Genomic DNA, 24239 nt, shown 5'->3' on the forward strand with positions numbered 1-24239 from the left:
ATTGATATCCTTGAAGCCATTGGCCGGGGCTCTCGCCCTCGCCTTCCTTACGGTGCTTGCGGGCGGTGCAGGCTTGAGCCTCGCAGTTGAAGCGCTGCGTGGCGGCACGGAAGGCTTTGCCGCCTTCGACGGCTATCTGTGGCGCATTGCTCGCTTCACATTGCTGCAAGCGCTGCTCTCTACACTGCTTTCGGTGGGGTTTGCCATACCACTTGCCCGCGCCTTGTATACGCATCCTGACTTCCCGGGACGTGCAATGATCTTGCGGCTCTTTGCTTTGCCGCTCGCGCTGCCAGCCCTTGTCGCCGTACTCGGTGTCACCAGTATCTATGGGCGCAATGGCCTGCTTGCTGCACTGTTCAACTGGCTGGGGTTAGAAACCATTCCCAATATTTACGGTCTCACCGGCATCCTCATTGCGCATGTGTTTTTCAACCTTCCTCTGGCAACACGACTGCTGCTCTCGAGCATGGACTCTATTCCGGAAGACTATTGGAAACTCACATCCCAACTCGGTATGGGAGAATGGGCGCGGTTTCGGTTGATCGAGTGGCCAGTGATCCTGCGCAACATTTCCGGAATCGCGGGGCTGATCTTCATGCTTTGCATTACATCGTTCACCGTCGTCCTGACGCTCGGCGGCGGACCGCGTGCGACGACGCTTGAGGTTGCGATCTATCAATCGCTACATTTCGATTTCGATATTGCCCGCGCGGTTTCGCTGACGCTTGTGCAATTGTGCCTGACGATTGCGGTTCTGTCTATTCTGAGCCTAAGCGGGCGCCCCACCGAGGAAGGGTTCAGCCTACGCACGACGACACGCCGTTTTGACCAGCCAACGTTAAGGACATGCCTTCTGAACGCCGCCACGATAATCCTCGGTCTATTTTTCGTCGCGCTGCCGATAGCCGGAACAGTCGTTTCGGGGCTGGCGGCCGATCTTGGCCGGCTGCTGGGTGAGTGGATCGTTTGGCGCGCTATCCTGACCAGCATCGTGCTCGGAGCAAGTGCGGCTGCGCTGGCGCTGGCCATTTCACTGGCGTTGGTGGTGGCGCGCGAGTATCTTGCAAGCCGGCGTGGCTACGCCTCGCCAAAACTGTTTGAGCGCGCGGTCGATCGTGGCGCAAGTCTCATCATAGTCATACCACCGATCGTCATCGGCTCCGGCTGGTTTATCTTGTCACGCCATTTTGTCGATCCATTCAGTCTCGCACCCTTTATGGTCGTGGGCGTCAACGCTGCGATGGCCGTCCCTTTTGCGTTTCGCATATTGCGCCCGACATGGGATACAGCTGCCAGCCGCCACAACAGGCTGTGCGCGCAATTGGGCATTGCCGGATGGAACCGGCTTCGTCTCATCGACTGGCCGGTACTGAAGCGGCCATTGAGCGTCGCTTTCGCGTTTGCGATGGCCCTGTCGCTCGGCGACCTTGGTACGATCGCTCTCTTCGGCAACAATTCCATTCAAACCCTGCCCTATTTGCTGCTGCAACGCATGGGGAGCTATCGTACACAAGATGCGGCAGGCCTGGCATTGATCCTCGGTGTACTGTGTTTGCTCCTGATGATCGCGGCTGACAGAGGTGCAGGCACTCTGGCAAAGAGAGAGGTCGCAAACATTGGCTAAGCGCGCCCGGACGAAAGATGGTGCGGCCATCCGCCTTGATGCGGTCGATTTCGACTATGCTGACATGTCGATGCATTTCGACCTGACCATCGAGCCGTCGACCGTCACCGCGATCATTGGTCCAAGCGGAGCGGGAAAATCCACCCTGCTCAATCTCATCGCCGGATTTGAAACGGCTAAATCCGGCCGGATTTTAATTGGGGGTACGGACATAACACGTGCCGCGCCATCGCAGCGGCCTGTTTCGATGGTCTTTCAGGATAATAATCTCTTCGCGCATCTTGATGTCACCACCAATGTCGGGCTGGGTCGCAAGCCCAACCTCGGATTGGACGAAATTGACAAGGCAGCTGTTGCGGAGGCAATCGACAAGGTTGGCCTCTCCGGCAAGGAGCGTCGAAAGCCGGAAGCTTTATCTGGCGGCGAACGCCAGCGAGTGGCGATAGCGCGAGCACTTGTACGAAATCAACCGGTGCTCTTGCTTGACGAGGCTTTCGCCTCTCTGGGTCCTGCCTTGCGGCATGAGATGCTCGACCTTGTCGGTGCTCTGCAAGAAGAAACCGGTATGACCGTGGTCATGGTCACGCATTATCCCGGCGATGCTTTGCGCCTGCAATCCCTGCTCGTTTTCCTCGACAACGGGGAAGTCGTTGCTTCGGGACCGGCGGCAGACCTGCTCTCAACCCGGGCGCCAACGCTGTTGCGGAAATATCTCGGTGCAGAAGACTCTGCGCTTTGACATATTTTCGACGCGTTGCCACATTCAAGAACACAATGAAATTCTTGCTCACAGCTGCTTGTCGGGCTAGCAAGGGCACGAAAACACGTATCTGCTTGCGCGCGCGACAATGAGGACATGATTCTGGCTTCGCACCAATCCCCGAATGACAACGGATGGCTTCCAGCCGCTCGACGCAGGAATCTTGCGTCGGCAACGCTGCTGCTCGCCTTCCTGTCGGGGTGCCAGGTTCTCAATGTCACCAAGGACGACGCGTTGGGACCTTCCTCAAATCCGGTAACAGTCGACAATGTCACCAAGAACGACAGGCTGGCAAAGCTCAGTGCGGAGCAACATCCTCGTATTCTTGCGACCTACGGCGGCGAATACAAGGATGCCAAGCTCGAACGCATGGTCGCCAAAGTCGTCGGTAACCTCACAACGGTTTCCGACAATCCTACGCACACCTATCGCATCACCATCCTCAACTCGCCCAACATCAATGCGTTCGCCCTTCCTGGCGGATATCTCTATGTAACGCGCGGCCTCCTTGCCCTAGCCAATGACAGTGCGGAACTCGCAGCAGTCATCGCCCATGAGATGGGTCATGTGATCGCCAATCACGGTATTGAACGCCAGCAGCGCGAGCAGGAAGCACAGATTGCCGGTCGCGTCGTTTCGGAGGTCTTGCAGGACGATAGTGCCGGACGCGAAGCTCTCATTCGCGGCAAGCTTCGCATGGCGCAATTTTCGCGTAATCAGGAACTCCAGGCGGATGCCATTGGCATCAAGATGATCGGCGAGGCTGGCTATGATCCGTTCGCTGCCGCCCGTTTCCTTCAGTCCATGGCGTCCTATGCGGATTTCCGCAGTGTCTCGGGCGCGACCGATGCGAGCCTCGACTTTCTTGCCAGCCACCCTTCCGCACCACAGCGCATCGAACTCGCGCGCGGGCATGCCCGTCGTATCGGCGCACCAGGTGTAGGCACGACCGATCGTGACTCATTCCTGCAGGGCATCGACGGTATTCTCTATGGCGACACCCCCGAGGAGGGTTACGTTCGTGGACGCAACTTCGTTCATCCGTTGCTTGGTGTAAGCTTCACCGTTCCTGAGGGCTTCACTATTGACAACAGCGCAGACGCGGTCATGGCAACGGGTCCGGGCGAGGTAGCAATACGCTTCGACGGGACGCAGGTTTCCGGTAGTCCGTCGATGACGGATTACATGCGCAGCGGCTGGGTTACGGGTCTCGACGACGCCAGCGTTCAGGCGGCTACTTTCAACGGGATGCCCGCGGCAAGCGCGAAAGCCCGAGCGGATCGCTGGGAGTTCGATATATTCGTCGTCAATGCCGGCAACCGGATTTACCGCTTTCTGACAGCCGCTCCAACAGGAAGCACCGCACTGATACCGGCTTCTCAGACTGTCATCCGGAGCTTCCACCTGCTCACACCGGATGAGAAGGCAAATACCAAGCCCCTGCGCATCCGGGTCGTCACGGTGAAGCCCGGTGACACGCTGGTCAGCCTCTCTAATCAGATCATGGGCACCGATCGAAAGCTCGACCTCTTCCGCCTGATCAATGCACTGCCGCCCGGCGGAACGGTGTCCGCCGGCGACAAGGTCAAGATCATCAGCGAATAAAAAAGCCCGGCACATGCCGGGCTCTTCCATTATGCGTCGGATGAAACCGTTTTTATGCGGCTTCTTCCTGCTCGTCTTCAACAACGACGTCTGCTTCGGCCTCAGTCTCTTCAGCCTTGGCGCCACGCTTCGGTCCTTTGGCGAGGTTAACCTCAATAAGGCGCACAGCTTCTGTTTCCGACATCTTGTTGACGGCGGAAATCTCGCGAGCCATGCGATCCAGCGCTGCCTCATAGAGCTGACGTTCTGAATATGACTGTTCCGGCTGGTTGTCAGCCCGGAAAAGGTCCCGCACGACTTCCGAAATCGAAATCAGGTCGCCGGAATTGATCTTCGCATCATATTCCTGCGCGCGGCGGGACCACATGGTCCGCTTGATACGAGCGCGTCCCTGGACAACCTTCAACGCACGATCTACATAGTCTGTCTCTGAAAGCTTCCGCATGCCGATAGCTGTTGCCTTGGCGACCGGCACCTTCAAGCGCATTTTATCTTTCTGAAAATCAATAACGAACAGCTCAAGCTTGTGGCCCGCAACTTCCTGTTCTTCGATATTGACAATTTGTCCTACACCGTGGGCCGGATATACAATAAACTCGCCCGTCTTAAATCCGATACGCTGGGCGGTCTTTTTCTGCTGAACTGCTGTCATGCGCTTAACTACTCCTTGCTGCGCCCGGCAAAACGCACCGGTCAAACCAATCACTGGAAACCGGAACCCGGTTTGTCGGCCGCCAATTGTCACGCAAAAGCAATCCGGACAAAACAGATTGATGGGCAAACAAACAACACGCCCTGAACTGCAGAGTCCGAAATAAATCTAGCCGATTGGTGATTTATGCTTTAGCGCCACGAAATTTGACGTCCAATGATCAACATATGCAGTTACACTATCACGAAAAGTGATTAGAATCAACTTTTTGCTGCGCCTGCGCAAAAGGCGCAATATTTCAAGGTGCGTCTTGCGATAAAAATCGGTTATTTATTTCTAAACTCGAATAAAATATCAGTCGCCTTCGCCAGGTTCCGGCGAAAAGAATTTTTCAAACTTGCCTTCGATACCATCCATGTCCTTGGCATCCGCCGGAGCATCGCGCTTCTGTGAAATATTAGGCCATTTCTCAGCGTATTCAGCATTGATCTGCAGCCAGTTATCCAGGCCCGGCTCGGTATCCGGTTTGATAGCTTCCGCAGGGCATTCAGGTTCGCAAACGCCGCAATCAATGCACTCGTCCGGATGTATGACGAGCATGTTTTCGCCTTCGTAGAAACAATCCACAGGACAGACCTCAACGCAATCCATGTATTTGCAGCGGATGCAATTGTCGGTCACAACATAAGTCATTTATTGGCTCCTGAAGACACCACGTGTCAGCCGTTGAGGTAACGATTCGATGCCGGGCTGACAAGAGGGGAATAACGGCTGCGGCACCAGAACGCGGTCGGTATTCCCTTAAAGCCAGGGACATTGGCGTTCACGGCGCCATTCATGGCATTGCGATACTCAATCGACAAGCAACGCCTATCCCATACTGACGCGCTTCGCGGAATAATATTTTAGCTTCCGAGCTTATGGTAGAGGTTATTTCGACATCATGGCCAATATTCGAAATTAACATCATTCGCCCGAACTGTCGTCGTCACTCTGCATAAACCGGTCAACCTGCCGGCGTTCGCGTTTTGTCGGGCGTCCGCTGCCCGCATCGCGCTTGGGTAACCCGTCAAGAGCAGTGACGCCGTCTTTGGGTGGAGGTGGCGGCGAGATGTCCTCGTACAACGTGCGCGCTTCTTCGGCCGGACCTCGGCGGGTTCCACCAGAGACCACCTTGTAGATCAGAATACGCCTATCGAGAGTGATCGTCAGCACATCCCCCGGTTTTACGCCGTGCGATGGCTGATCGATCTTGTCTCTGTTGGACCGAACACTGCCGCTAGAGACGAGCTTGGCCGCCAGGGCACGGGATTTGACCACTCGGGCGAAGAACAGCCATTTGTCAATGCGCTGCCTTGCACTGCCGTAATTTGAGGACGTGTCCGCCATCCCTATTTCTTCATTTGTTCCTTCAGTGCCAGCAGCTTGGCAAAGGGAGAGTCCATGTCGATCTTGACCGGACGCTCTTCACGTTCCGCGCGCTTCACATGAAGAGGTGGCTTGCCAGCGGACTTTCCGGTATCGCCTTGCTTAAAACGATCCTTGCCATTGGACTTGCCTTTACCGCGGAATTGTTCCTTGCGCGCACTCTGTTCGTTCTGCTGATTTGCGTCGCGTTCATTCCGGGCGGGACGTTGTTCGCCTTGGACACTGCGCGCCTGTCCGCCGCGGTGATGCTCGCGTTTTTCCTGGTGCCCGCGATTGTTGCGGCCGTCAAACCGCGCCTGGCGCCACAGCAGAATGGGCTTCGGCGCTTCTTCGGCTACAGTTTGCACAACAGTCGGGGCAGCCTCGCCAGCAGATACACTGGTCTCTGCAACCGGTTCCGGCTGGACCTCTATGGTGGCGGACGGTTCGGTGGAATCAACGGCTGTTTCCGTAGGTGTAACGTTCTCGTCTTCAGCAACCGCTGGGACCGCAACGGCGGCAACCGCAGCCACTGGGTCAGCAGCCATAGGCACTGCATCAAGTTCTGCCAGTTTGGCAGCGACGATCGATGCTTCGACCGGCTCAGGACGGTAGCCGAGGCTCTTGAGAATTTCTTCCATATCGTCGGCGGTAGCGCCGAGGATCGACATCATCGATGGCGTCACCACAAAGCGAGTCCCATCATACGCGCCGTCCGGCCGTGTGCCGGTTCCAGGCTTCCAGCCGAGTGCAGGCCGGATGAGATCTGCGAGGCGCTCCAGAATGTCGATTCGCACTGCGCGCCGGCCGAGGAGACGGTAGCCTCCAAGCCGATAGAAGGCCGGATCAAAGCTCGGGTCCGTAACCACAGATGTGCGTCCAGCGGATAGGACCTGCACCACATCTCCATATCCAGGACGATCCTTGGCATCTTCCTTAAGCGCCCACAAAAGTGTCAGCAAACCGGCCGGTGCTGGCTTGAGCAGAGCCGGCAGGAACACGTGGTAGGCGCCAAACCGTACGCCAAGGCGGCGGAGAGCAGCTCGTGAATCCTGGTCGAGGCCACGGACGTCTTCCGCGACATCACGGCGCTGAAGGACGCCGAAATTCTCGACAAGCTGGAAAGCAAGGCCCTTGGTGATACCAACGAGCGCGTCGGCATTGGCAAGATCGACAAGAGGCTTCAGGATCGTATCGATGTGATGGGCCAGAAAGCGATCGACGCGCGCAGCGACCTTATCGCGCGCCGGACCTGTCAATTGCTCGTCGGCAAGCAAAATAGCACGAGGCTTCAGCGCCTGCTCGCCCGAGACGACCGAGGCAACCGGCGCACCGATCCATCGCAAAGTCCCGTCGGAGCCGAGGGCGAAATCGCCATTGGCCGAGGCGGAGAACCGCTCGACGCGATTTTCGAATTCCGTCGCAAGCGCTTTTTGCGCTGCAGCCTTGACGGCCTTCGCGTCTGTTCCATCGACTTGGGCGTCCGTTGTGAAACGAAACCCATCCAAACGTCCAACATGATGCCCCTCGACAACAACGTCCCCGGCAGGGCTAATTTCGGCTTCTAGCATTGTATTCTCTCTCAGGCGCCTCATAAGCACGCTTGTCCTGCGGTCTACGAAGCGTTTCGTCAACCTTTCATGCAGTGCATCTGATAATCTGTCCTCAATTTCACGCGTCTTTTCTTGCCAATGTGCCTGATCTGCAAGCCATCCGGGCCTGTGAGACACAAAAGTCCAGGTTCTGATCTGGGCGATCCGCCGTGAAAGCGCGTCGATATCGCCATCCGTTGAATCGGCGCGGCGAACCTCTTCGGCCATGTAATTTTCGTTCACATGGCCCTTATCTGCAAGATCGGTATAGATCGATGCGATAATGTCAGCATGCTGCGCTGGCGCGATCTTGCGATAGTCGGGCAGCGCACAGGCGTCCCACAAAAGAGCTACACGTTCAGGCGTAGTGGCCAGTGGTGCGACATCCGGGTCGTTGGACAAATATTCCAGCGCCTGTTGGTCGACCGCCGGCAGAGCTCGCGTCAATCCTTCGATAGGAGCGGGCATATCAATAGATCTCTTCAGCGCGTCCAGGCTGGAATAATCAAAGCGAGCCGTGCGCCATTGCAGGATCTTGACGGCGTCGAAAGAATGGGATTCCACTCTTTGCACCAATTCCTCCGAGAACGCCGACACTTGGCCGGTCACTCCGAATGTACCGTCGCGCAAATGCCTGCCGGCGCGGCCAGCTATCTGCCCGATCTCGCCGGGTGAGAGGTTACGAAATTGGTACCCATCGAACTTGCGGTCCTGAGCGAACGCCACATGATCGACATCGAGATTGAGACCCATGCCAATTGCGTCCGTAGCGACTAGATAATCGACATCACCGGACTGATAGAGATCGACCTGCGCGTTACGCGTGCGCGGGCTAAGAGCACCCATGACCACCGCAGCGCCGCCACTTTGACGCCGTATCAATTCCGCAATGGAGTAAACCTCCTCGGCGGCGAAGGCCACTATCGCGGATCTGGGTGGCAGGCGGGTTATTTTCTTGGAACCTGCATAAGCGAGATTTGAAAGCCGCGGCCTAGTGACGACAGAAACGCCACGCAAGAGCTTCTCTAATATTCCGCGCATCGTTGCTGCGCCAAGCAACAACGTCTCCTGACGACCCCGCAAATGCAGAATGCGATCGGTGAAAATATGGCCGCGTTCAAGATCATTAGCAAGTTGCACTTCATCGATGGCGACAAAATCCACATCGGTTTGGCGGGGCATCGCTTCAACAGTACAGACCGAATAGCGAGCTCCGGGTGGATTGATTTTTTCCTCACCGGTAATCAGCGCGACATTTGCCAGTCCCACCCTGTCTGCCACACGATGATAGACCTCGCGGGCTAGCAGACGAAGGGGCAAGCCAATCATTCCGGTGTGATGGGCAAGCATCCGCTCGATCGCTAGATGGGTTTTCCCCGTGTTTGTGGGCCCCAAGACGGCTGTAACATCGCGGCCGGTCAAGACCAGGGGAAGTTCGGGGCTGGGCATAACGTTCATCAATTACAATCCAATACCGGCACCAAGGCGGTGAAAGCCGGGCATGCATTTTCGATTAGCATTTTAAGCGCCCGGCAGAAAGGTAGGCGGGGCTGTCCAGATAAACAATCACGAACCGATTCACGGAGTGTACCGTAACGAAATAGAACGCGAGGCGAACGAATCAGCTACGAAACGGCTCTAGGATGTGATTCCTGATTTGTTCACGGCCACATCTAGCTTTTCTGGCTCTGATTCGCACTACATGCTGAATCACCGAGAATGACACCCTCCGGTTACCTTTCACAGGCGTGTCATGTGTCAACGCCGATTGCGACGGAATTAGTCAGTCCTAAGAACGAATGATTTCTTATGGTTAGCTGGTTCGCACCGCCTTACCGCCAGCCATTCCGGTCCAGTCGAAACGAATCGGCGCCTCGCAAGATTTCCGTTTTGTTCACCACACAGATTTGGTCCTGCAGCGACAGAAACCGCGCAACGCGCAACGATTGACCCCCTCTATAGGACAAGATTCAGGCATTCAGCCGACAAAAGAATGCCGCGCTGGCACTGCGATCAGGTCGAATACTGTCCACCGTTGGCCGTGAGTGTAGACCCCGTAATGAAACCCGCATCGTCAGATGCCAGAAACACCACACAGCGCGCAACTTCTTCGGGTTCGCCAAGGCGTCCGACCGGAATTTGCGGAATGATCCGCTCATTGAGCACCTTCTCATCAATTGCCCGCACCATCTCAGTCCCTATGTAGCCAGGGCAGATAGCATTGACCGTAATACCGGCGCGCGCGCCCTCTTGAGCCAAAGCCTTCGTGAAGCCGATATCCCCCGCCTTTGAAGCCGAGTAGTTGGCTTGGCCGGCCTGGCCCTTTTGTCCGTTGATCGAAGAAATGTTGATCACCCGGCCAAATTTGCGGTCGCGCATACCGCTCCACACTGGATGGGTCATATTGAACAGGCCGGTAAGATTGGTATTGATTACATCGCTCCATTGTCCCGGCGTCATCTTATGGAACATCGCATCCCGCGTGATACCGGCGTTGTTCACCAGCACGGCGACCGGACCGAGTTCTGCTTCGATCCTTGCAATACCTGCTGCGCATTCCTCATAATTGGAAACATCCCACTTATAGGTTGCGATTCCGGTCTTTGTTCCGAATTCTTTGGCGGCGTCATCATTGCCCGCGTAGTTAGCGGCAACCTTGTAGCCTGCGGCTTTCAAAGCAACGCATATTGCTGCGCCTATACCACGCGTTCCACCTGTTACGATTGCTGTTTTTGTCATTTATCATCCCTCCCTGAAACTGATCTCGTATAACGCTGTGCGACAATGAAAACATGAAACGGGTTGTTGGCTGCAACCGCGGCCATCGATATAAAACCGGCCCAATAATATTGAGCCGGTTGAAGCCTTGTTAGTCCTTGATCCGCTCCACACAGAGCGCGACACCCATGCCGCCGCCGATGCAGAGCGTAGCCAGACCCTTCGTGCCGTTGCGACGCTTCAACTCGAACAACAATGTGTTGAGAACACGCGCACCGGAGGCGCCAATTGGATGGCCGATGGCAATTGCGCCACCATTCACGTTGACTTTGTCCGGATCGAACCCGAGATCCTTGTTGACGGCGCAGGCCTGTGCCGCAAATGCTTCGTTTGCCTCAATCAGATCGAGGTCTTCGGCCGTCCACCCGGCCTTTTCAAGGGCTTTGCGCGAGGCCGGGATGGGCCCTGTCCCCATGATGGATGGATCAACACCAGCTGTTGCCCAAGATGCGATTCTTGCCAGAGGCTTTATGCCGCGACGCTTGGCTTCCTCCTCGCTCATCAGCACGACGGCGGCGGCCCCGTCATTGAGACCGGATGCATTGCCTGCAGTCACCGTCCCGTCCTTGTCGAAAGCCGGCCTCAACTTCGCCAGCGAGTCCAGTGTTGCTCCATGGCGGATATATTCATCGTCGGCAACCACCACGTCACCTTTGCGCGTTTTGACCGTAAACGGCACGATTTCATCCTTGAACTTGCCAGCCTTTTGAGCTGCCTCGGCCTTGTTCTGTGAGCCAAGTGCGAACTTGTCCTGTTCCTCGCGGGTCAACTGCCACTTGGTGGCGATGTTCTCGGCCGTAATACCCATGTGATAACCGTGGAAGGCATCGGTCAAACCATCCTTGATCATCGTGTCAATCAGCTTCAGGTCGCCCATTTTGGTACCGCTGCGAAGATGCGCGCAATGCGGAGACAGGGACATCGATTCCTGACCTCCGGCAACGACAATATTGGCATCACCCATGGCAATCTGTTGCATGCCAAGCGCAACCGCGCGCAATCCAGAGCCGCAAACCTGGTTCAGGCCCCAGGCGGTCGCTTCCTGCGGAATACCGGCGGCCATCGCTGCCTGTCTGGCCGGATTCTGACCTTCGCCGGCGCCAAGCACCTGCCCCATAATCACCTCATCGACTTCCGCACCGTCGATCCCAGCGCGGCTCAGAACCTCCTTGATAACGGCTGCTCCCAGCTCATGCGCCGGAACATTGGCGAACGCACCGTTGAACGATCCAACGGGGGTGCGGGCGGCACTTGCGATGACGATGGAATGGGTCATAACGTTTCCTCATATTTGTCGTTCTGAATTCATAAAGCATCTATCGGTCAGAATTAGCTGCCTTCAACAGTTTGACAAGGCCCATTTGAGTATGAGACGCAAATATCGCTTGTCGCACTGCAGCATTGGACCCTATGCACTGCGTTGAATGCAATGCACAAATCGCTTTGAATTGACGCGCTTTGCCCCTATCCTCTCAAGTCTATCCGTAAGCCGGCACGTAAATTCGGTAGAGGAAACGAAGCTTTGGGGAGTGGGCAATGGCAGCGAAAACCGGGGACATCGTCATAAAAAAATACGCCAACCGGCGTCTCTACAACACCGGAACAAGTACTTACGTGACGTTGGAAGACCTGGCCGAGATGGTAAAGCGCAACGAGGACTTTACGGTTCAGGATGCAAAGACTGGCGAGGACATTACTCACTCCGTACTGACCCAGATTATTTTCGAGCTTGAGAACAAGGACGGGCAGAACATGCTGCCTATCCCGTTCTTGCGCCAATTGATTGCCTATTATGGCGATCAGATGCAGGTTGTGCTTCCAACGTTCCTTGAACAGTCCATGTCTGCTTTTGCAAAAGAGCAGGAGCGTATGCGCGAGCAGCTGACCGCGGCATTTGGCAAGACGCCAATGGACATGATGAATGTTAGCGCCCCGCTCAAACTGGTCGAAGAGCAGGTGCGTCGCAACACGGAAATGCTGCAGCATGCCATGCGCATGTTCACACCTTTTCCTTTGAACAAGACCTCCGCTCCTTCTGAGCCCGATGATGCGCACGCGCCCGAAAAGCTCGCAAAGGATACGGGGCTTGATGAGTTGAAGGAGCAGATTGCCGCTATGCAGCGCAAACTCGACTCCCTTGATAAATAATTATCACGGGGGATGGAGCTAACATTAGAGACGGAGTACGCGCTATGGGAACGGCCAAAGCAACGGTATTCATCGACAATGAGCGCGTCGTCGTTACAGAATATCGTTTTGCTGTCGGAGAGAACACGGGTTGGCACAGGCACACGCGTGATTATGTCGTCGTCCCCCTGATGGACGGACGGGTCAAGCTGGTGACGAAGGACGGTGAATCATTTGCGGAAATGGAAAAGGGCGTTCCCTATTTCCGGATTGAGGGCGACGAGCACGATGTCGTTAACGCCAATGATGGTGAATATGCTTTTATTGAGATCGAGCTGAAATAGCTCAAGGACTGGGTGCATCACACCACAAAAAGACCGGCACAGCGGCCGGTCTTTTTAGTGCGAATTCGGAAGAGAATTAGCCTTCCTTCGGCGTCAGAACCTGACGGCCACGGTACATGCCGGTCTTCAGATCGACATGATGCGGACGGCGCAGTTCGCCTGAATTCTTGTCTTCGACGTAAGTCGGTGCCTTCAGCGCGTCGGCGGAACGGCGCATGCCGCGCTTCGACGGAGAAGTTTTTCGTTTAGGTACAGCCATTGTTCCAGCTCCAGTAATCAGTCAAAATCCGGCACTGGCCCGATTGAGCCTGTCGCAATGGACAAAATTCCGGAAAGTTCGGTGGGGCTATACACGTCCTGACGGCTTTTGACCAGCAGGACTCGCATATTTTTTGTCGCCAAGGCTTTTATCGGTAGATTCGCCTAGTTCACGCATCCGACATAGGCCCCGGCGCCACGCGCTCTGCGTTCGTTGACCCGTGCTAATGTCTGCATGCCGCGGCCGGGCCGCGCAGGGTTGCGCACAATTGGATTGGGCAATGTCACCGCCAGATAAGCGGCCTGACGGGGAGAAAGCTTTGCTGCGCTTGTCTTGAAATGATATTGGGCCGCGGCTTCAATACCATAAATGCCGGGCCCCCATTCAGCGATGTTCAGGTAGATTTCCAGCAACCGCTGCTTGGGCAGAATAAGATCTGTGAGCACAGCCAGAGGCACTTCCAGTCCTTTGCGGATGAATGAGCGACTTGTCCATAGGAACAGGTTTTTGGCTGTCTGCATTGGAATCGTCGACGCCCCACGCGTCTGCTCGCCGTCAATTGTATCCGAAACGACGGAATTCAATGCATCCCAGTCCACGCCATTGTGAAAACAAAACCTCGCATCCTCTGACATCATCACCGAATTGACCAGGGATGGAGATATCTGGTCGAGTGGCACCCACCGGCGATCATACCCAGAAAACGTCACGATATCTTTCATCATCAATGTCGAAATCGGATGAATGAAGGGCAATCGGTAGAGACTGAGCAGGATAATCGGCAACATAATCAATATGATTCCCGCCAAAATGAGATAACGCACGGCGCGCCCGACGGGTGAACGTCCAGGATTGACCAGATAACCTCTGCCCCGCTTGTTTCTGACGAGAAGCCTTGCCACACACATCTTCCATTTGAATATTCCTGTCGGACATAAAGCAAAGAGCAACAGAAGGGAATTCTTTCTACGATTTTCTGAGCCGTACACACGGACTACTGCAAAAATGCAACCGCGCTTGCCCGGAGGCCATTGACCGGAACTCGATTTGTCGGCAATTGGCGGAGTATGATGACTGATCGGGATTTCTCATTGTTCCAGATTACCCTACAGCAGCGCGCAGCTTCGGTAGAAGCGCTGCTTGGCAATTTGCTATCGGATAGCCCGCAAACCGGCGAGATCAGCCGGCCGTCCCGATTGATGGCCGCGATACGCCACAGCGTGTTGAATGGCGGCAAGCGCCTGCGACCGTTCCTCGTTATGGAAAGCGCCGCCCTCTTTAAAGCGGATAATCTTGCCGCTTTGCGCGTTGCAGCGGCGCTCGAATGCGTTCACAGCTATTCTCTCGTCCACGACGATCTGCCGGCCATGGACAATGATGATTTGCGGCGGGGTCAACCGACAGTGCATCGGAAATTTGATGAAGCAACTGCCATCCTTGCTGGAGATGGCCTCCTGACCTACGCGTTCGAATTGATTGCCAGCGAGGAAACCGAGCTTGATGCTGAAGCTAGAGTAGCGCTCGTCGCGACACTGGCCCGCGCAGCAGGAGTTGGCGGCATGGTAGGTGGCCAGGCACTCGATCTAGAGGCGGAAAAGGTCAAACCAGACGAGCAAGGCATTATCCGCTTGCAGGCAATGAAGACCGCGGCACTCATCCGTTTTGCCTGCGAGGCCGGTGCTATCGTTGGCCGCTCCAACTCCGAGGAGCGCGAGCGGCTGGCGGAGTATGGCGCAGCCATTGGCCTTGCCTACCAGCTTGCCGATGACCTGCTCGATGTTACCGCCGATGCGGCCCACATGGGCAAAGCGACCGGGAAGGATGCGGCCGCCGGCAAGGCCACACTTGTCTCCATGCATGGCATTGAGTGGACTCAGCGCCAGTTGGCCGGTCTGGTGGCGCAGGCGGAAGAGCTTCTCGCCCCCTTTGGTGAGAAAGCAGCACTTCTTAAGGATGCGGCGCGCTTCATTGCCGAAAGGCAGAGCTAGGCACTACTCTGCCGCGTGCGAACCCGCGCCAAGACCGAAGCGGTTCTCGATGTAATCTGCCACCATTTTCTGGAATTCCTGAGCGATACCCGCACCGCGCAGGGTAGCAACCTTCTTGCCGTCAACAAATACGGGAGCGGACGGTGTTTCACCCGTTCCGGGCAACGAAATGCCGATATCGGCCATTTTGGACTCGCCCGGTCCATTGACGATGCAGCCCATGACAGCCACATTCAGTGCTTCAACACCCGGATATTTCTCACGCCAGATCGGCATGTTGGTGCGGATATCGCTTTGAATCGATTGCGCCAATTCCTGAAACACCGTCGACGTCGTGCGGCCGCATCCGGGACATGCCGCGACGATCGGGATAAATTGCCGAAAGCCCATGGTTTGCAGGAGTTCCTGCGCCACCTGGACTTCGCGCGTGCGATCGCCGCCCGGTTCAGGCGTAAGAGAAATGCGAATGGTGTCTCCGATGCCTTGCTGTAGCAGGATGCCCATTGCAGCCGAAGAAGCCACGATGCCCTTGGTGCCCATGCCGGCTTCGGTCAGCCCGAGATGCAGAGCGTGATCGCAACGTCGCGCAAGTTCGGCATAAACCGCGATCAGATCCTGAACCTGGCTTACTTTTGCGGAGAGAATGATTTTCGAACGCGGCAGGCCAATCTCTTCAGCGAGTTGCGATGAAATGAGCGCCGACTGCACAATCGCTTCCCGCGTTACTGCCTCCGCTGTCAGGGGCGATCCAGCAGCATGATTCTGGTCCATCAGGGCAGTCAGCAATTCTTGGTCGAGCGAGCCCCAGTTTACACCGATGCGTACCGGCTTGTTATAGCGGATTGCCATTTCGATAATGGCGCCGAACTGTGCATCCTTTTTGTCCTTGAACCCAACATTGCCAGGATTGATGCGGTATTTGGCCAATGCTTCGGCGCAAGCCGGATGGTCAGCCAGAAGCTTGTGGCCTATATAGTGGAAATCACCTACCAGCGGGACCGTGAGACCCAACCGGTCGAGCCGTTCGCGAATCTTCGGTACGGCTGCTGCCGATTCGTCACGGTCAACTGTAATGCGGACGATCTGCGAGCCCGCTTTGGACAGAGCCGCCACCTGCGCCACAGTACCATCCACGTCGGCGGTATCCGTATTGGTCATCGATTGAACGACAACCGGCGCTCCGCCACCTACCATGACGCCGCCTACATCGACACCGACTGACGGCCGCCGGCCAAAAGGTTGCGAGTAATAGTCTGACATCGTCAAGCTCCAGATATGCTGTTCAGGTGGCGCAGCTATCGCCATTTGTCAACTCCGTACTTACCACGGAGAGGGCGGCGCCTGCATTGCAGAGCTTGCATGACAAAGTGTTCATACGGCACATCTAGCAATTTTGCTGCGATGCAATATATTCTGTCGGCCTTCTGCACGCACGGTTGATCAATCAAAAGGAAATAAGCATGTCCAAAAAGACCGCAGTCGTTACAGGCTCGAATTCCGGCATCGGGCTCGGTTCCGCGCATGCTCTTGCTGCAGCAGGATACAATGTTGTGATCAACTCATTCACTGACCGGCCCGAAGATCATGCACTTGCCAGCGAAATTGCGGAGAAGCACGGCGTGAAGGTAGCCTACATCAAGGCAGACATGTCGAATGGTGCAGAATGCCGTGCCCTGATTGAAAAGGCTGCCCAGGCATTTGGCAGTGTCGATGTCCTGGTCAACAATGCTGGAATTCAGTTCGTTGCGCCAGTCGATGAGTTCCCAACGGAAAAGTGGGACGCAATCATCGCCATCAATTTGACATCGGCATTTCATACGACTGCTGCTGCCCTTCCATACATGAAGAAAGCCGGCTGGGGGCGTATCATAAACATAGCGTCAGCTCATGGATTGAGGGCTTCGCCATTCAAATCCGCCTATGTTGCTGCCAAGCACGGCGTCCTTGGTTTTACCAAGACTGTTGCGCTGGAAGTTGCAGAAAAACACATCACCAGCAATGCAATCTGTCCCGGTTACGTGCTTACGCCGCTCGTCGAGGCGCAGATACCCGATCAGATGAAAGCGCACGGCATGGATCGTGAGACCGTTATCCGCGAGGTCATGCTCGATAAGCAGGCAACAAAGGAGTTTGCCACTGTGGACCAGATTGGCGCAACGGTCGTATTTCTCGCCAGCGACGCCGCCGCGCAGATCACCGGAACCTCCATATCCGTCGATGGCGGCTGGACAGCGCAGTGACGAAAGTCAAATCGAAGACAATCAACATCGCCCTCCAAGGCGGTGGTTCGCACGGTGCCTTCACTTGGGGTGTTCTCGACCGTATCCTCGAGGATGGCCGACTGACAATCGAAGGCATATCCGGCACCAGTGCAGGTGCAATGAATGCCGTAGCGCTCGCCGACGGGTGGTCACACAATGGCGCTGAAGGCGCTCGGGTAAAATTGTACGAGTTCTGGCGCGCAGTGGGGCGAACGGGGCAGTTTAGCCCAGTCCAGCGCACACCATGGGATCGATTCTTCGGTAACTGGTCAGTTGAGCACGGACTCGGCTACAACTTGTTTGAACAGTTTTCGCGATTATTTTCTCCCTATGAGTTCAATCCGTTCAATCTTAACCCCCTACGGGACGTGGTTGAAAAGGAAATCGATTTCAAACGGGTACGGGCCTGTTCTCAGTTCAAGCTCTTTATTTCCGCGACCAATGTGGAAAGTGGGCGGCTACGTGTCTTCTCGCAATCGGAACTTAATGCAGATGTGGTCATGGCCTCAGCCTGCCTTCCCTATATTTTTCAGGCAGTGGAAATCGATGGCGAGCCCTATTGGGATGGCGGCTATGGCGGCAATCCGGCACTCTACCCGTTCTTCTATTCGAGCGAGAGCGAAGACGTCCTCTTGATCCAGATCAATCCAATCGAAAGACGCGGCACCCCCAAGACGGCACGCGAAATAACCGATCGTATCGATGAGATTACTTTCAACGCTGCCCTTCTGCGCGAGTTCCGTTCGATTGCGTTCGTCAATTCGCTGATCAAAGCCGGGAGGCTAGAGCATGGCGAATACCGCAACATTCGAATGCACCGCATCGACGCCGACGAAGCGCTCGAGGGCCTGTCTTCGTCATCCAAGATCAACGCAGAATGGGCGTTCCTGGAATATTTGCGCGATCTTGGCCGAGCAGCCGCAGGCGACTGGCTGGAGGAGAATTTCGATGCTGTCGGCGAACATGCTACGCTCGACCTGACCGGCGAGTTGACGCCGGAAATGAGCGTCGGTCTGAAGTCTCACAAGCCGGGCAAACGCGTAAGCGATTTTCTCATGCAACGCAAAAAGCCAGCCATCGTCGCCCGGCGCGCCTAGTCATCTCTCGCAAATTCCGTTTTCCTTCGAACTACGGAATTGCTCTAACTCTCTATTTTTACGCAATTGCCGACGGAAATCCGGGTCCTGCTTTCCCTGGAATTCCTCTATGATCGGTCAACATCAGCGCTCTTCGCCAGATTGGACATCAGAAACACGATGATGAGAAGTCCGGCAAGTACCATATAGACCGGTCCGAATCCGGTTCTGCCTCCGACAAAACCGATGGCCGATGGAGCAACAAGAATACCCGAATAGCCCATAAGCGTCACCATGCTAAGCGCGACCCCCGACGACGTCCCTTTTTGATTTCCTGCTGCCGAGAAGGCGATTGGGACCATATTTGCGATGCCAAGCCCAGCGAATGCAAAAGCAAGTATCGCAATCCAGGAGTTCGGTGCAATGCTGGCTATCAACATGCCGGTTGCACCGATAAGCGCCGAGTAACGCAATGTCTTCACCGCACCGAAGCGGTTGCGTACGCCATCGCCGAGAAAGCGCATGATTGACATCGTTCCGGAAAAGGCGGCGAAGGCGAAACCGGCTGTTGCGATGTCCGCGCCTCGTTCCTGCTGCAGGTATAGCGCTGCCCAGTCGAGTACCGAACCCTCGGGCACCATGGAAAACAACGCCATCAATCCTATGAGATAGATCAATGGATTGGTCGGGAACTCAAGCCTGTGCTTTTCCTGTGCCGCAGGCGAGTCTTCGGTGATCATATAGCTGAAGGTTGCCACGCCCAGCACGACGGCGATCAGCGTAACCACCAGCGCATGAGCCAAGTGGCCGTGTGCCTCTATCAGCAATCCGCCTAGCGCACCCCCGGCGAAACCGCCGAGGCTCCAAAAACCATGCGATGACGACATGACCGCGCGCGAAAGCTTTTTCTCCACCTCCACTGCATTGGCATTCATCGCCACATCCATGCCGCCAATCACGGCACCGAAAAGAAACAGCGCTGGCGCAGCCGTCCAGACGTTTGGGGCGAGAGCGACGAGTAACAGCGAAAAGGAGCAGAAAACCGCAAAGCCTTTTACGACCGCTCGCGATCCGAAACGGCTGATCAGATAACCGCACCATGGCATCGCAGCGAGCGCGCCTACACCAAAAACCAGGATGAGCAATCCCAACGTGAATTCGCTGATTCCGAGGCGCAGCATAAATACGGGAATTTGCGGCGCCCAGCTCCCAACCAGGAAGCCGTTGAAGAAAAACGCACAGGCAACGGCCCACCGGCCATAGACGGCTTTCCTGAGGTAGACCGAGGCATCCATTGGATCATCACCTGTTGTGCACTGATATTGCGAAGACATTTAGGTCACCGGGGTTCATCGTCTGCGACGACTATTTCGACGCCCATCCCTCTTATCCGCTCTAGAATCGACCGATCTGCCGTCCGGTCGGTTATAAGAGTAGATACGAGCGATATTGGGCCAATGGCAAAGGGAGCCTGCTTGACAAGTTTTTCGCTTGTGGCCAGGAGAATGATCTCATTGCACGCCTGACCAAGCGCAAGTTTCATGCGTGCATCATCATAGTTCTCGGCACGCAGCATCAGTTCTTCATCGATGGCGCATGCACCGAGAATGCAATAGTCAACACGCAAAGATTGGATTTCAGCCAGCGTGGATTGCCCGACGGCACTGCGCGTCAACCGGTTTAGGCTGCCGCCCAGTAGAATAACCTCACAGCAGGGATGGTCGAGCGCCGCCGAAGCGATATCCGGGGAACTGGTAATGATGCATGCCTGAAGATCTTTAGGGAGTGCTCGAACGAATTCCAGCACCGTTGTACTGGCGTCGAGAAGCATCGTGGCGTTCGCCGGTATGCGGCTCGCACCGGCAGCGGCGATTGCCTTCTTGCCGGCGGTCTCATCGCGAGCGCGCTGCTGAAAGCTTCGGGGACCCGATCTGCTTCTTCCAGCACCTCCATGGAATCGCTGGACGAGGCCCTGCTCGGCCAATTCCCGTAGATCCCGGCGTATGGAGTCTTCCGAGACGCCAAATTCCGATGCGGCCGCATTCGCTAGCACGCGGCCAGACTCATTGATCCTCTGGAGGATCATACTTTTTCTTTCGTCCGGCGATAGATCCTTGAGCATCGAACAACCCTGCATGTGCAGGCACCATAAAGGGTCTTGCCGATATCGGCAATATAGCATGCGCATATTTGCATGAATAAGCGTTTTAGCGCCTAGGCCGGAAACTAAAAAGGCCCCTGAGGGCCTTTTTGGCGCTTGCTAGTAGTGACAATTCTATCCGTAAACGACCAGAAGGTCTTTTGCATCGATCTGGTCGCCAGCGCGAACAAGCACCTCTACAATTGTGCCATCGCGTTCGGCACGTAGGGCAGTCTCCATCTTCATCGCCTCGATGGACAGCAACACGTCCCCCGCATTGACCTTTTGTCCACTTGCAATGCCTACAGTTGAGATAATGCCCGGCATGGGCGCTCCCACCTGCTTGTCATTTCCAAGCTCCGCCTTGCGCCTTATACCGGCGCCACTGCCGGCACGTGCGCGATCGGGGACCTTCACGCGCCGCGGCTGACCGTTCATCTCGAAAAAGACTGTGCACATTCCCTTATCATCGGGTTCGCCCACTGCCTGGTTGCGCACGACGAGGGTCTTCCCGCGTTCGATATCCAGAAATACTTCCTCCTCCTGCGCCAGTCCGTAAAAGTAGACATGCGTCGGCAGTACACTGGTCGGTCCATATGTATTGTGCGTTATGGCAAAATCCGTGAACACTTTGGGGTACATGAGATAAGAAGCGAATTCCTGATCGCTGATCTTCCGCTCCAATTTGGTCTCGATTTCTTTTCGCTCGGCATCAAGATCAGCTGGCCCCAACAGCGCACCTGGCCGCTCTGTGAATGGCTTTTCACCTTTCAGAATCTTCTTCTGAATATCCTTCGGCCAACCATTGGGCGGTTGTCCGAGATCACCTCGCATCATCGACACTACCGAATCCGGAAATGCGATATCCTTATCGGGGTTTTTCACGTCGGCGACGGATAGATCCTGGCTTACCATCATTAGAGCCATGTCTCCGACAACCTTGGAGGACGGAGTGACCTTGACGATATCACCGAACATCTGGTTCACGTCCGCATAGGTTTGCGCCACTTCGTGCCAACGCGTCTCAAGTCCGAGCGAGCGAGCCTGTTCCTTGAGATTGGTAAATTGCCCCCCGGGCATTTCGTGAAGGTAGACCTCGGAGGCGGGGCCCTTTAAGTCACTTTCAAAAGCCGCGTATTGCGTACGCACCGCCTCCCAATAAAATGAAATTCGGCGTATCCACTCGGGATCAAGGCCAGGATCGCGCTCGGTACCCTTCAATGCCTCAACGATCGAACCGAGACATGGCTGCGAGGTATTGCCGGAAAGCGCATCCATCGCAGCGTCAACAACGTCAACACCCGCATTCACCGCTGCAAGAACCGTTGCTGCGGAAACACCCGACGTATCGTGAGTGTGGAAATGCAGCGGCAAGTCGGTCGCTTCACGCAACGCCTTGAACAAAACCTCCGCAGCATTGGGCTTCAGAAGGCCCGCCATGTCCTTGAGAGCGATGATATGGGCCCCGGCCCTCTCCACCTGCTGCGCCAGGTCGACATAATATTTCAGATCGTATTTTGGCCGCGCGGAATTCAGTATATCGCCCGTATAGCAGATCGCGGCTTCGCAGAGCTTGTTCTCCTCGACGACCGCGTCCATGGTGACGCGCATGTTCTCAACCCAGTTCAAACTATCGAACACGCGGAAAACATCCACACCGCCTTTTGAAGCCTGACGCACAAAATATTTGACGACATTATCCGGATAGCTTTTGTAGCCGACGCCGTTGGCGCCGCGCAGCAACATTTGCAGAAGGATATTTGGAGCCCCCTCGCGGATTTCGGCCAGGCGCTCCCATGGGTCTTCCGTCAGGAACCGCATTGCCACATCAAACGTGGCACCGCCCCAGCACTCCAGCGAAAAGAGCTGTGGCAGGGCGCGTGCATAGGTACCGGCAACGCGAGCAATATCATACGTCCGCATACGGGTAGCCAAGAGGGATTGGTGCCCGTCGCGCATCGTGGTGTCCGTAAACAGCACACGCTTTTCATTGCGCATCCACTCGGCAAACTTTTGCGGCCCGAGTTGATCGAGCAACTGTTTGGTGCCATCGGGTATCGGCTTTTCCACGAAAGGAACACGCGGCAGCGCCGCATCTTTGGAGGGCGCGGCCCTGCCCTTGGTTTCGGGATGACCGTTTACGGTTACGTCCGCAAGATAGGTCAGAAGTTTGGTTGCACGGTCCTGCCGCTTCACCTGTTCAAAGAGTTCAGGCGTCGTATCGATGAATTTGGTCGTATAGGAATTATCGATAAATTTCGGGTGTGTGATGATCGCTTCAAGGAAGGTAAGGTTAGTGGCGACCCCGCGGATACGAAACTCGCGCAGCGCGCGATGCATCCTGTGGATCGTTTCTTCGGCGGTTGGCGACCAGGCTGTAATCTTTTCCAAAAGGGGATCGTAGAATCGAGTAATCACCGCGCCGGAATAGGCTGTGCCACCGTCCAGTCTGATGCCGAAACCCGTAGCGCCGCGATAGGCGGTGATGCGACCATAGTCCGGAATGAAATTCTGTTCCGGATCCTCGGTGGTTATGCGGCATTGCAAGGCATGGCCGTTGAGCTTGATATCTTTTTGGGCGGGTACGCCGGATTCCGGCGTGCCGATGGCCGCACCTTCAAGAATTCGTATCTGCGCTTTGACGATGTCGATACCAGTCACCTCTTCGGTAACCGTATGCTCGACCTGGATACGTGGGTTAACTTCGATAAAGTAGAATTCATTCGTATCGGCATCCATCAGGAACTCGATAGTTCCGGCGCCTATATAACTTGTCTCCTTGGCGATCTTCAGACCGTAGTCGCATAGCTCCTTGCGTTGGCTGTCAGTGAGATATGGCGCAGGCGCGCGCTCGACCACTTTCTGGTTGCGGCGTTGGATGGAACAATCGCGTTCAAATAGATGCACCGCATTGCCATGCGTGTCGCCAAGGATTTGTACCTCGACATGGCGGGCCCGCTGCACAAGCTTTTCAAGATAGACTTCGTCCTTGCCGAAGGCAGCCTTGGCTTCCCGCTTGCCCTCGGTGACCTCGCGGGCGAGATCACCCACGGAAAAAATAGCGCGCATACCGCGCCCCCCGCCGCCCCAAGAGGCCTTCAACATCACCGGGTAGCCAATCTGTTCGGCCATTGCCTTGACCGCTTCCATGTCGTCGGGCAGCGGCTCCGTTGCAGGAACCACCGGAACGCCAATTTCAATGGCCAGGTTGCGCGCGGCAACCTTGTTACCAAGCCGGCGCATGGTCTCCGGCTTCGGTCCGATGAAGATAATGCCGGCCTCCGCGCAGGCATCGGCAAATTCCGGGCTTTCTGACAGAAGACCGTAACCTGGATGGATAGCATCGGCGCCCGAGAGCTTCGCAACCCTGATAATCTCTTCGATCGAGAGGTAGCTTTCGATGGGCCCCATGTCCTTGGCCAGATGCGGACCGCGGCCAACCTGATAGGACTCGTCCGCCTTGAAGCGGTGCAGCGCAAGCTTGTCCTCTTCCGCCCAGATCGCCACGGTCTTCATGCCAAGCTCGTTGGCCGCACGGAATACGCGGATGGCAATCTCTGATCGATTGGCGACGAGTATTTTCTTGATAGGCAAGGCGAAACTCCAGACAGCGAAAAAGCGCT

Annotated in this window: 20 protein-coding genes; 8 read left to right on the forward strand and 12 right to left on the reverse strand. The window is 55.8% G+C overall.

Features of this window, described 5'->3' with window-relative positions:
- The first annotated feature begins 1 nt into the window (after window position 1).
- The 3 genes from thiP (at window position 2) to J2X72_RS01380 (ending at window position 3992) form a co-directional block, all read left to right on the forward strand.
- The gene (gene thiP / locus J2X72_RS01370; protein ID WP_310067622.1) at window positions 2-1627 is read left to right on the forward strand and encodes a thiamine/thiamine pyrophosphate ABC transporter permease; all 1626 of its coding nucleotides are present in this window, start codon (window positions 2-4) and stop codon (window positions 1625-1627) included.
- A gap of 64 nt (window positions 1628-1691) precedes the next feature.
- Window positions 1692-2366, forward strand: coding sequence for an ATP-binding cassette domain-containing protein (locus J2X72_RS01375; protein WP_310069243.1), 675 nt, complete (start codon window positions 1692-1694; stop codon window positions 2364-2366).
- Window positions 2367-2564: 198 nt separating this feature from the next.
- Window positions 2565-3992: a M48 family metalloprotease gene (locus J2X72_RS01380; RefSeq protein WP_210000013.1), complete on the forward strand. Its 1428-nt coding sequence runs from the start codon at window positions 2565-2567 to the stop codon at window positions 3990-3992.
- 52 nt (window positions 3993-4044) lie between these two features.
- Here the strand turns inward: J2X72_RS01380 and J2X72_RS01385 are convergent, their stop codons facing one another.
- From J2X72_RS01385 to J2X72_RS01410, 6 genes are all read right to left on the reverse strand, one after another.
- The gene (locus tag J2X72_RS01385) at window positions 4045-4644 is read right to left on the reverse strand and encodes a CarD family transcriptional regulator (RefSeq protein WP_310067625.1); all 600 of its coding nucleotides are present in this window, start codon (window positions 4642-4644) and stop codon (window positions 4045-4047) included.
- Between the two features lie 354 nt (window positions 4645-4998).
- Window positions 4999-5337, reverse strand: coding sequence for a ferredoxin FdxA (fdxA, locus tag J2X72_RS01390; RefSeq protein WP_209999158.1), 339 nt, complete (start codon window positions 5335-5337; stop codon window positions 4999-5001).
- Window positions 5338-5610: 273 nt separating this feature from the next.
- Window positions 5611-6033, reverse strand: coding sequence for an RNA-binding S4 domain-containing protein (locus tag J2X72_RS01395; RefSeq protein ID WP_310067627.1), 423 nt, complete (start codon window positions 6031-6033; stop codon window positions 5611-5613).
- A 2-nt stretch (window positions 6034-6035) separates the two neighbouring features.
- Window positions 6036-9101, reverse strand: a complete 3066-nt coding sequence (locus J2X72_RS01400) for a helicase-related protein (protein WP_310067628.1) — start codon at window positions 9099-9101, stop codon at window positions 6036-6038.
- Between the two features lie 555 nt (window positions 9102-9656).
- Window positions 9657-10382 (reverse strand): beta-ketoacyl-ACP reductase, encoded by a 726-nt coding sequence (locus J2X72_RS01405; RefSeq protein WP_209999154.1) that lies wholly within the window; start codon window positions 10380-10382, stop codon window positions 9657-9659.
- A gap of 130 nt (window positions 10383-10512) precedes the next feature.
- Window positions 10513-11697, reverse strand: coding sequence for an acetyl-CoA C-acetyltransferase (locus J2X72_RS01410; RefSeq protein WP_209999153.1), 1185 nt, complete (start codon window positions 11695-11697; stop codon window positions 10513-10515).
- Window positions 11698-11957: 260 nt separating this feature from the next.
- On the opposite strand from J2X72_RS01410, the gene phaR reads away from it, so the two are divergent.
- Both phaR and J2X72_RS01420 read left to right on the forward strand, forming a co-directional pair.
- A complete protein-coding gene (gene phaR, locus J2X72_RS01415; RefSeq protein ID WP_310067631.1) occupies window positions 11958-12569 on the forward strand; it encodes a polyhydroxyalkanoate synthesis repressor PhaR in 612 nt (203 codons plus the stop codon).
- Window positions 12570-12613: 44 nt separating this feature from the next.
- A complete protein-coding gene (locus tag J2X72_RS01420) occupies window positions 12614-12892 on the forward strand; it encodes a cupin (protein WP_310067633.1) in 279 nt (92 codons plus the stop codon).
- Between the two features lie 76 nt (window positions 12893-12968).
- Here the strand turns inward: J2X72_RS01420 and rpmF are convergent, their stop codons facing one another.
- Window positions 12969-13151, reverse strand: a complete 183-nt coding sequence (gene rpmF / locus J2X72_RS01425) for a 50S ribosomal protein L32 (RefSeq protein WP_008121851.1) — start codon at window positions 13149-13151, stop codon at window positions 12969-12971.
- 164 nt (window positions 13152-13315) lie between these two features.
- Window positions 13316-14059: a monofunctional biosynthetic peptidoglycan transglycosylase gene (gene mtgA / locus J2X72_RS01430; protein ID WP_209999150.1), complete on the reverse strand. Its 744-nt coding sequence runs from the start codon at window positions 14057-14059 to the stop codon at window positions 13316-13318.
- A gap of 162 nt (window positions 14060-14221) precedes the next feature.
- Here mtgA and J2X72_RS01435 point away from each other — a divergent pair, with 162 nt between their 5' ends.
- Entirely contained in the window at window positions 14222-15139 is a 918-nt protein-coding gene (locus J2X72_RS01435) for a polyprenyl synthetase family protein (RefSeq protein ID WP_210000010.1), read from the forward strand.
- 3 nt (window positions 15140-15142) lie between these two features.
- Here J2X72_RS01435 and ispG read toward each other — a convergent pair whose 3' ends face one another.
- Complete coding sequence (gene ispG / locus J2X72_RS01440; RefSeq protein ID WP_405044644.1) at window positions 15143-16399, reverse strand: flavodoxin-dependent (E)-4-hydroxy-3-methylbut-2-enyl-diphosphate synthase; 1257 nt, start codon at window positions 16397-16399, stop codon at window positions 15143-15145.
- 200 nt (window positions 16400-16599) lie between these two features.
- Here ispG and J2X72_RS01445 point away from each other — a divergent pair, with 200 nt between their 5' ends.
- Together J2X72_RS01445 and J2X72_RS01450 are read left to right on the forward strand one after the other, a co-directional pair.
- Window positions 16600-17379, forward strand: a complete 780-nt coding sequence (locus J2X72_RS01445; RefSeq protein ID WP_209999148.1) for a 3-hydroxybutyrate dehydrogenase — start codon at window positions 16600-16602, stop codon at window positions 17377-17379.
- Entirely contained in the window at window positions 17376-18497 is a 1122-nt protein-coding gene (locus J2X72_RS01450) for a patatin-like phospholipase family protein (RefSeq protein WP_310067645.1), read from the forward strand. Before J2X72_RS01445 ends, J2X72_RS01450 begins: the two co-directional genes overlap by 4 nt.
- A gap of 107 nt (window positions 18498-18604) precedes the next feature.
- On the opposite strand, the gene J2X72_RS01455 is transcribed toward J2X72_RS01450, so the two are convergent.
- The 3 genes from J2X72_RS01455 to pyc all read right to left on the reverse strand — a co-directional run bounded on the left by J2X72_RS01455 (window position 18605) and on the right by pyc (window position 24210).
- Window positions 18605-19771 (reverse strand): MFS transporter, encoded by a 1167-nt coding sequence (locus J2X72_RS01455; RefSeq protein ID WP_310069247.1) that lies wholly within the window; start codon window positions 19769-19771, stop codon window positions 18605-18607.
- Between the two features lie 44 nt (window positions 19772-19815).
- Window positions 19816-20562, reverse strand: a complete 747-nt coding sequence (locus J2X72_RS01460) for a DeoR/GlpR family DNA-binding transcription regulator (RefSeq protein WP_310067648.1) — start codon at window positions 20560-20562, stop codon at window positions 19816-19818.
- Between the two features lie 189 nt (window positions 20563-20751).
- A complete protein-coding gene (gene pyc / locus J2X72_RS01465; RefSeq protein ID WP_310067650.1) occupies window positions 20752-24210 on the reverse strand; it encodes a pyruvate carboxylase in 3459 nt (1152 codons plus the stop codon).
- Window positions 24211-24239: the final 29 nt, after the last annotated feature.

The organism is Phyllobacterium sp. 1468 (genome assembly GCF_031455525.1).
Classification (GTDB): Bacteria; Pseudomonadota; Alphaproteobacteria; order Rhizobiales; family Rhizobiaceae; genus Phyllobacterium.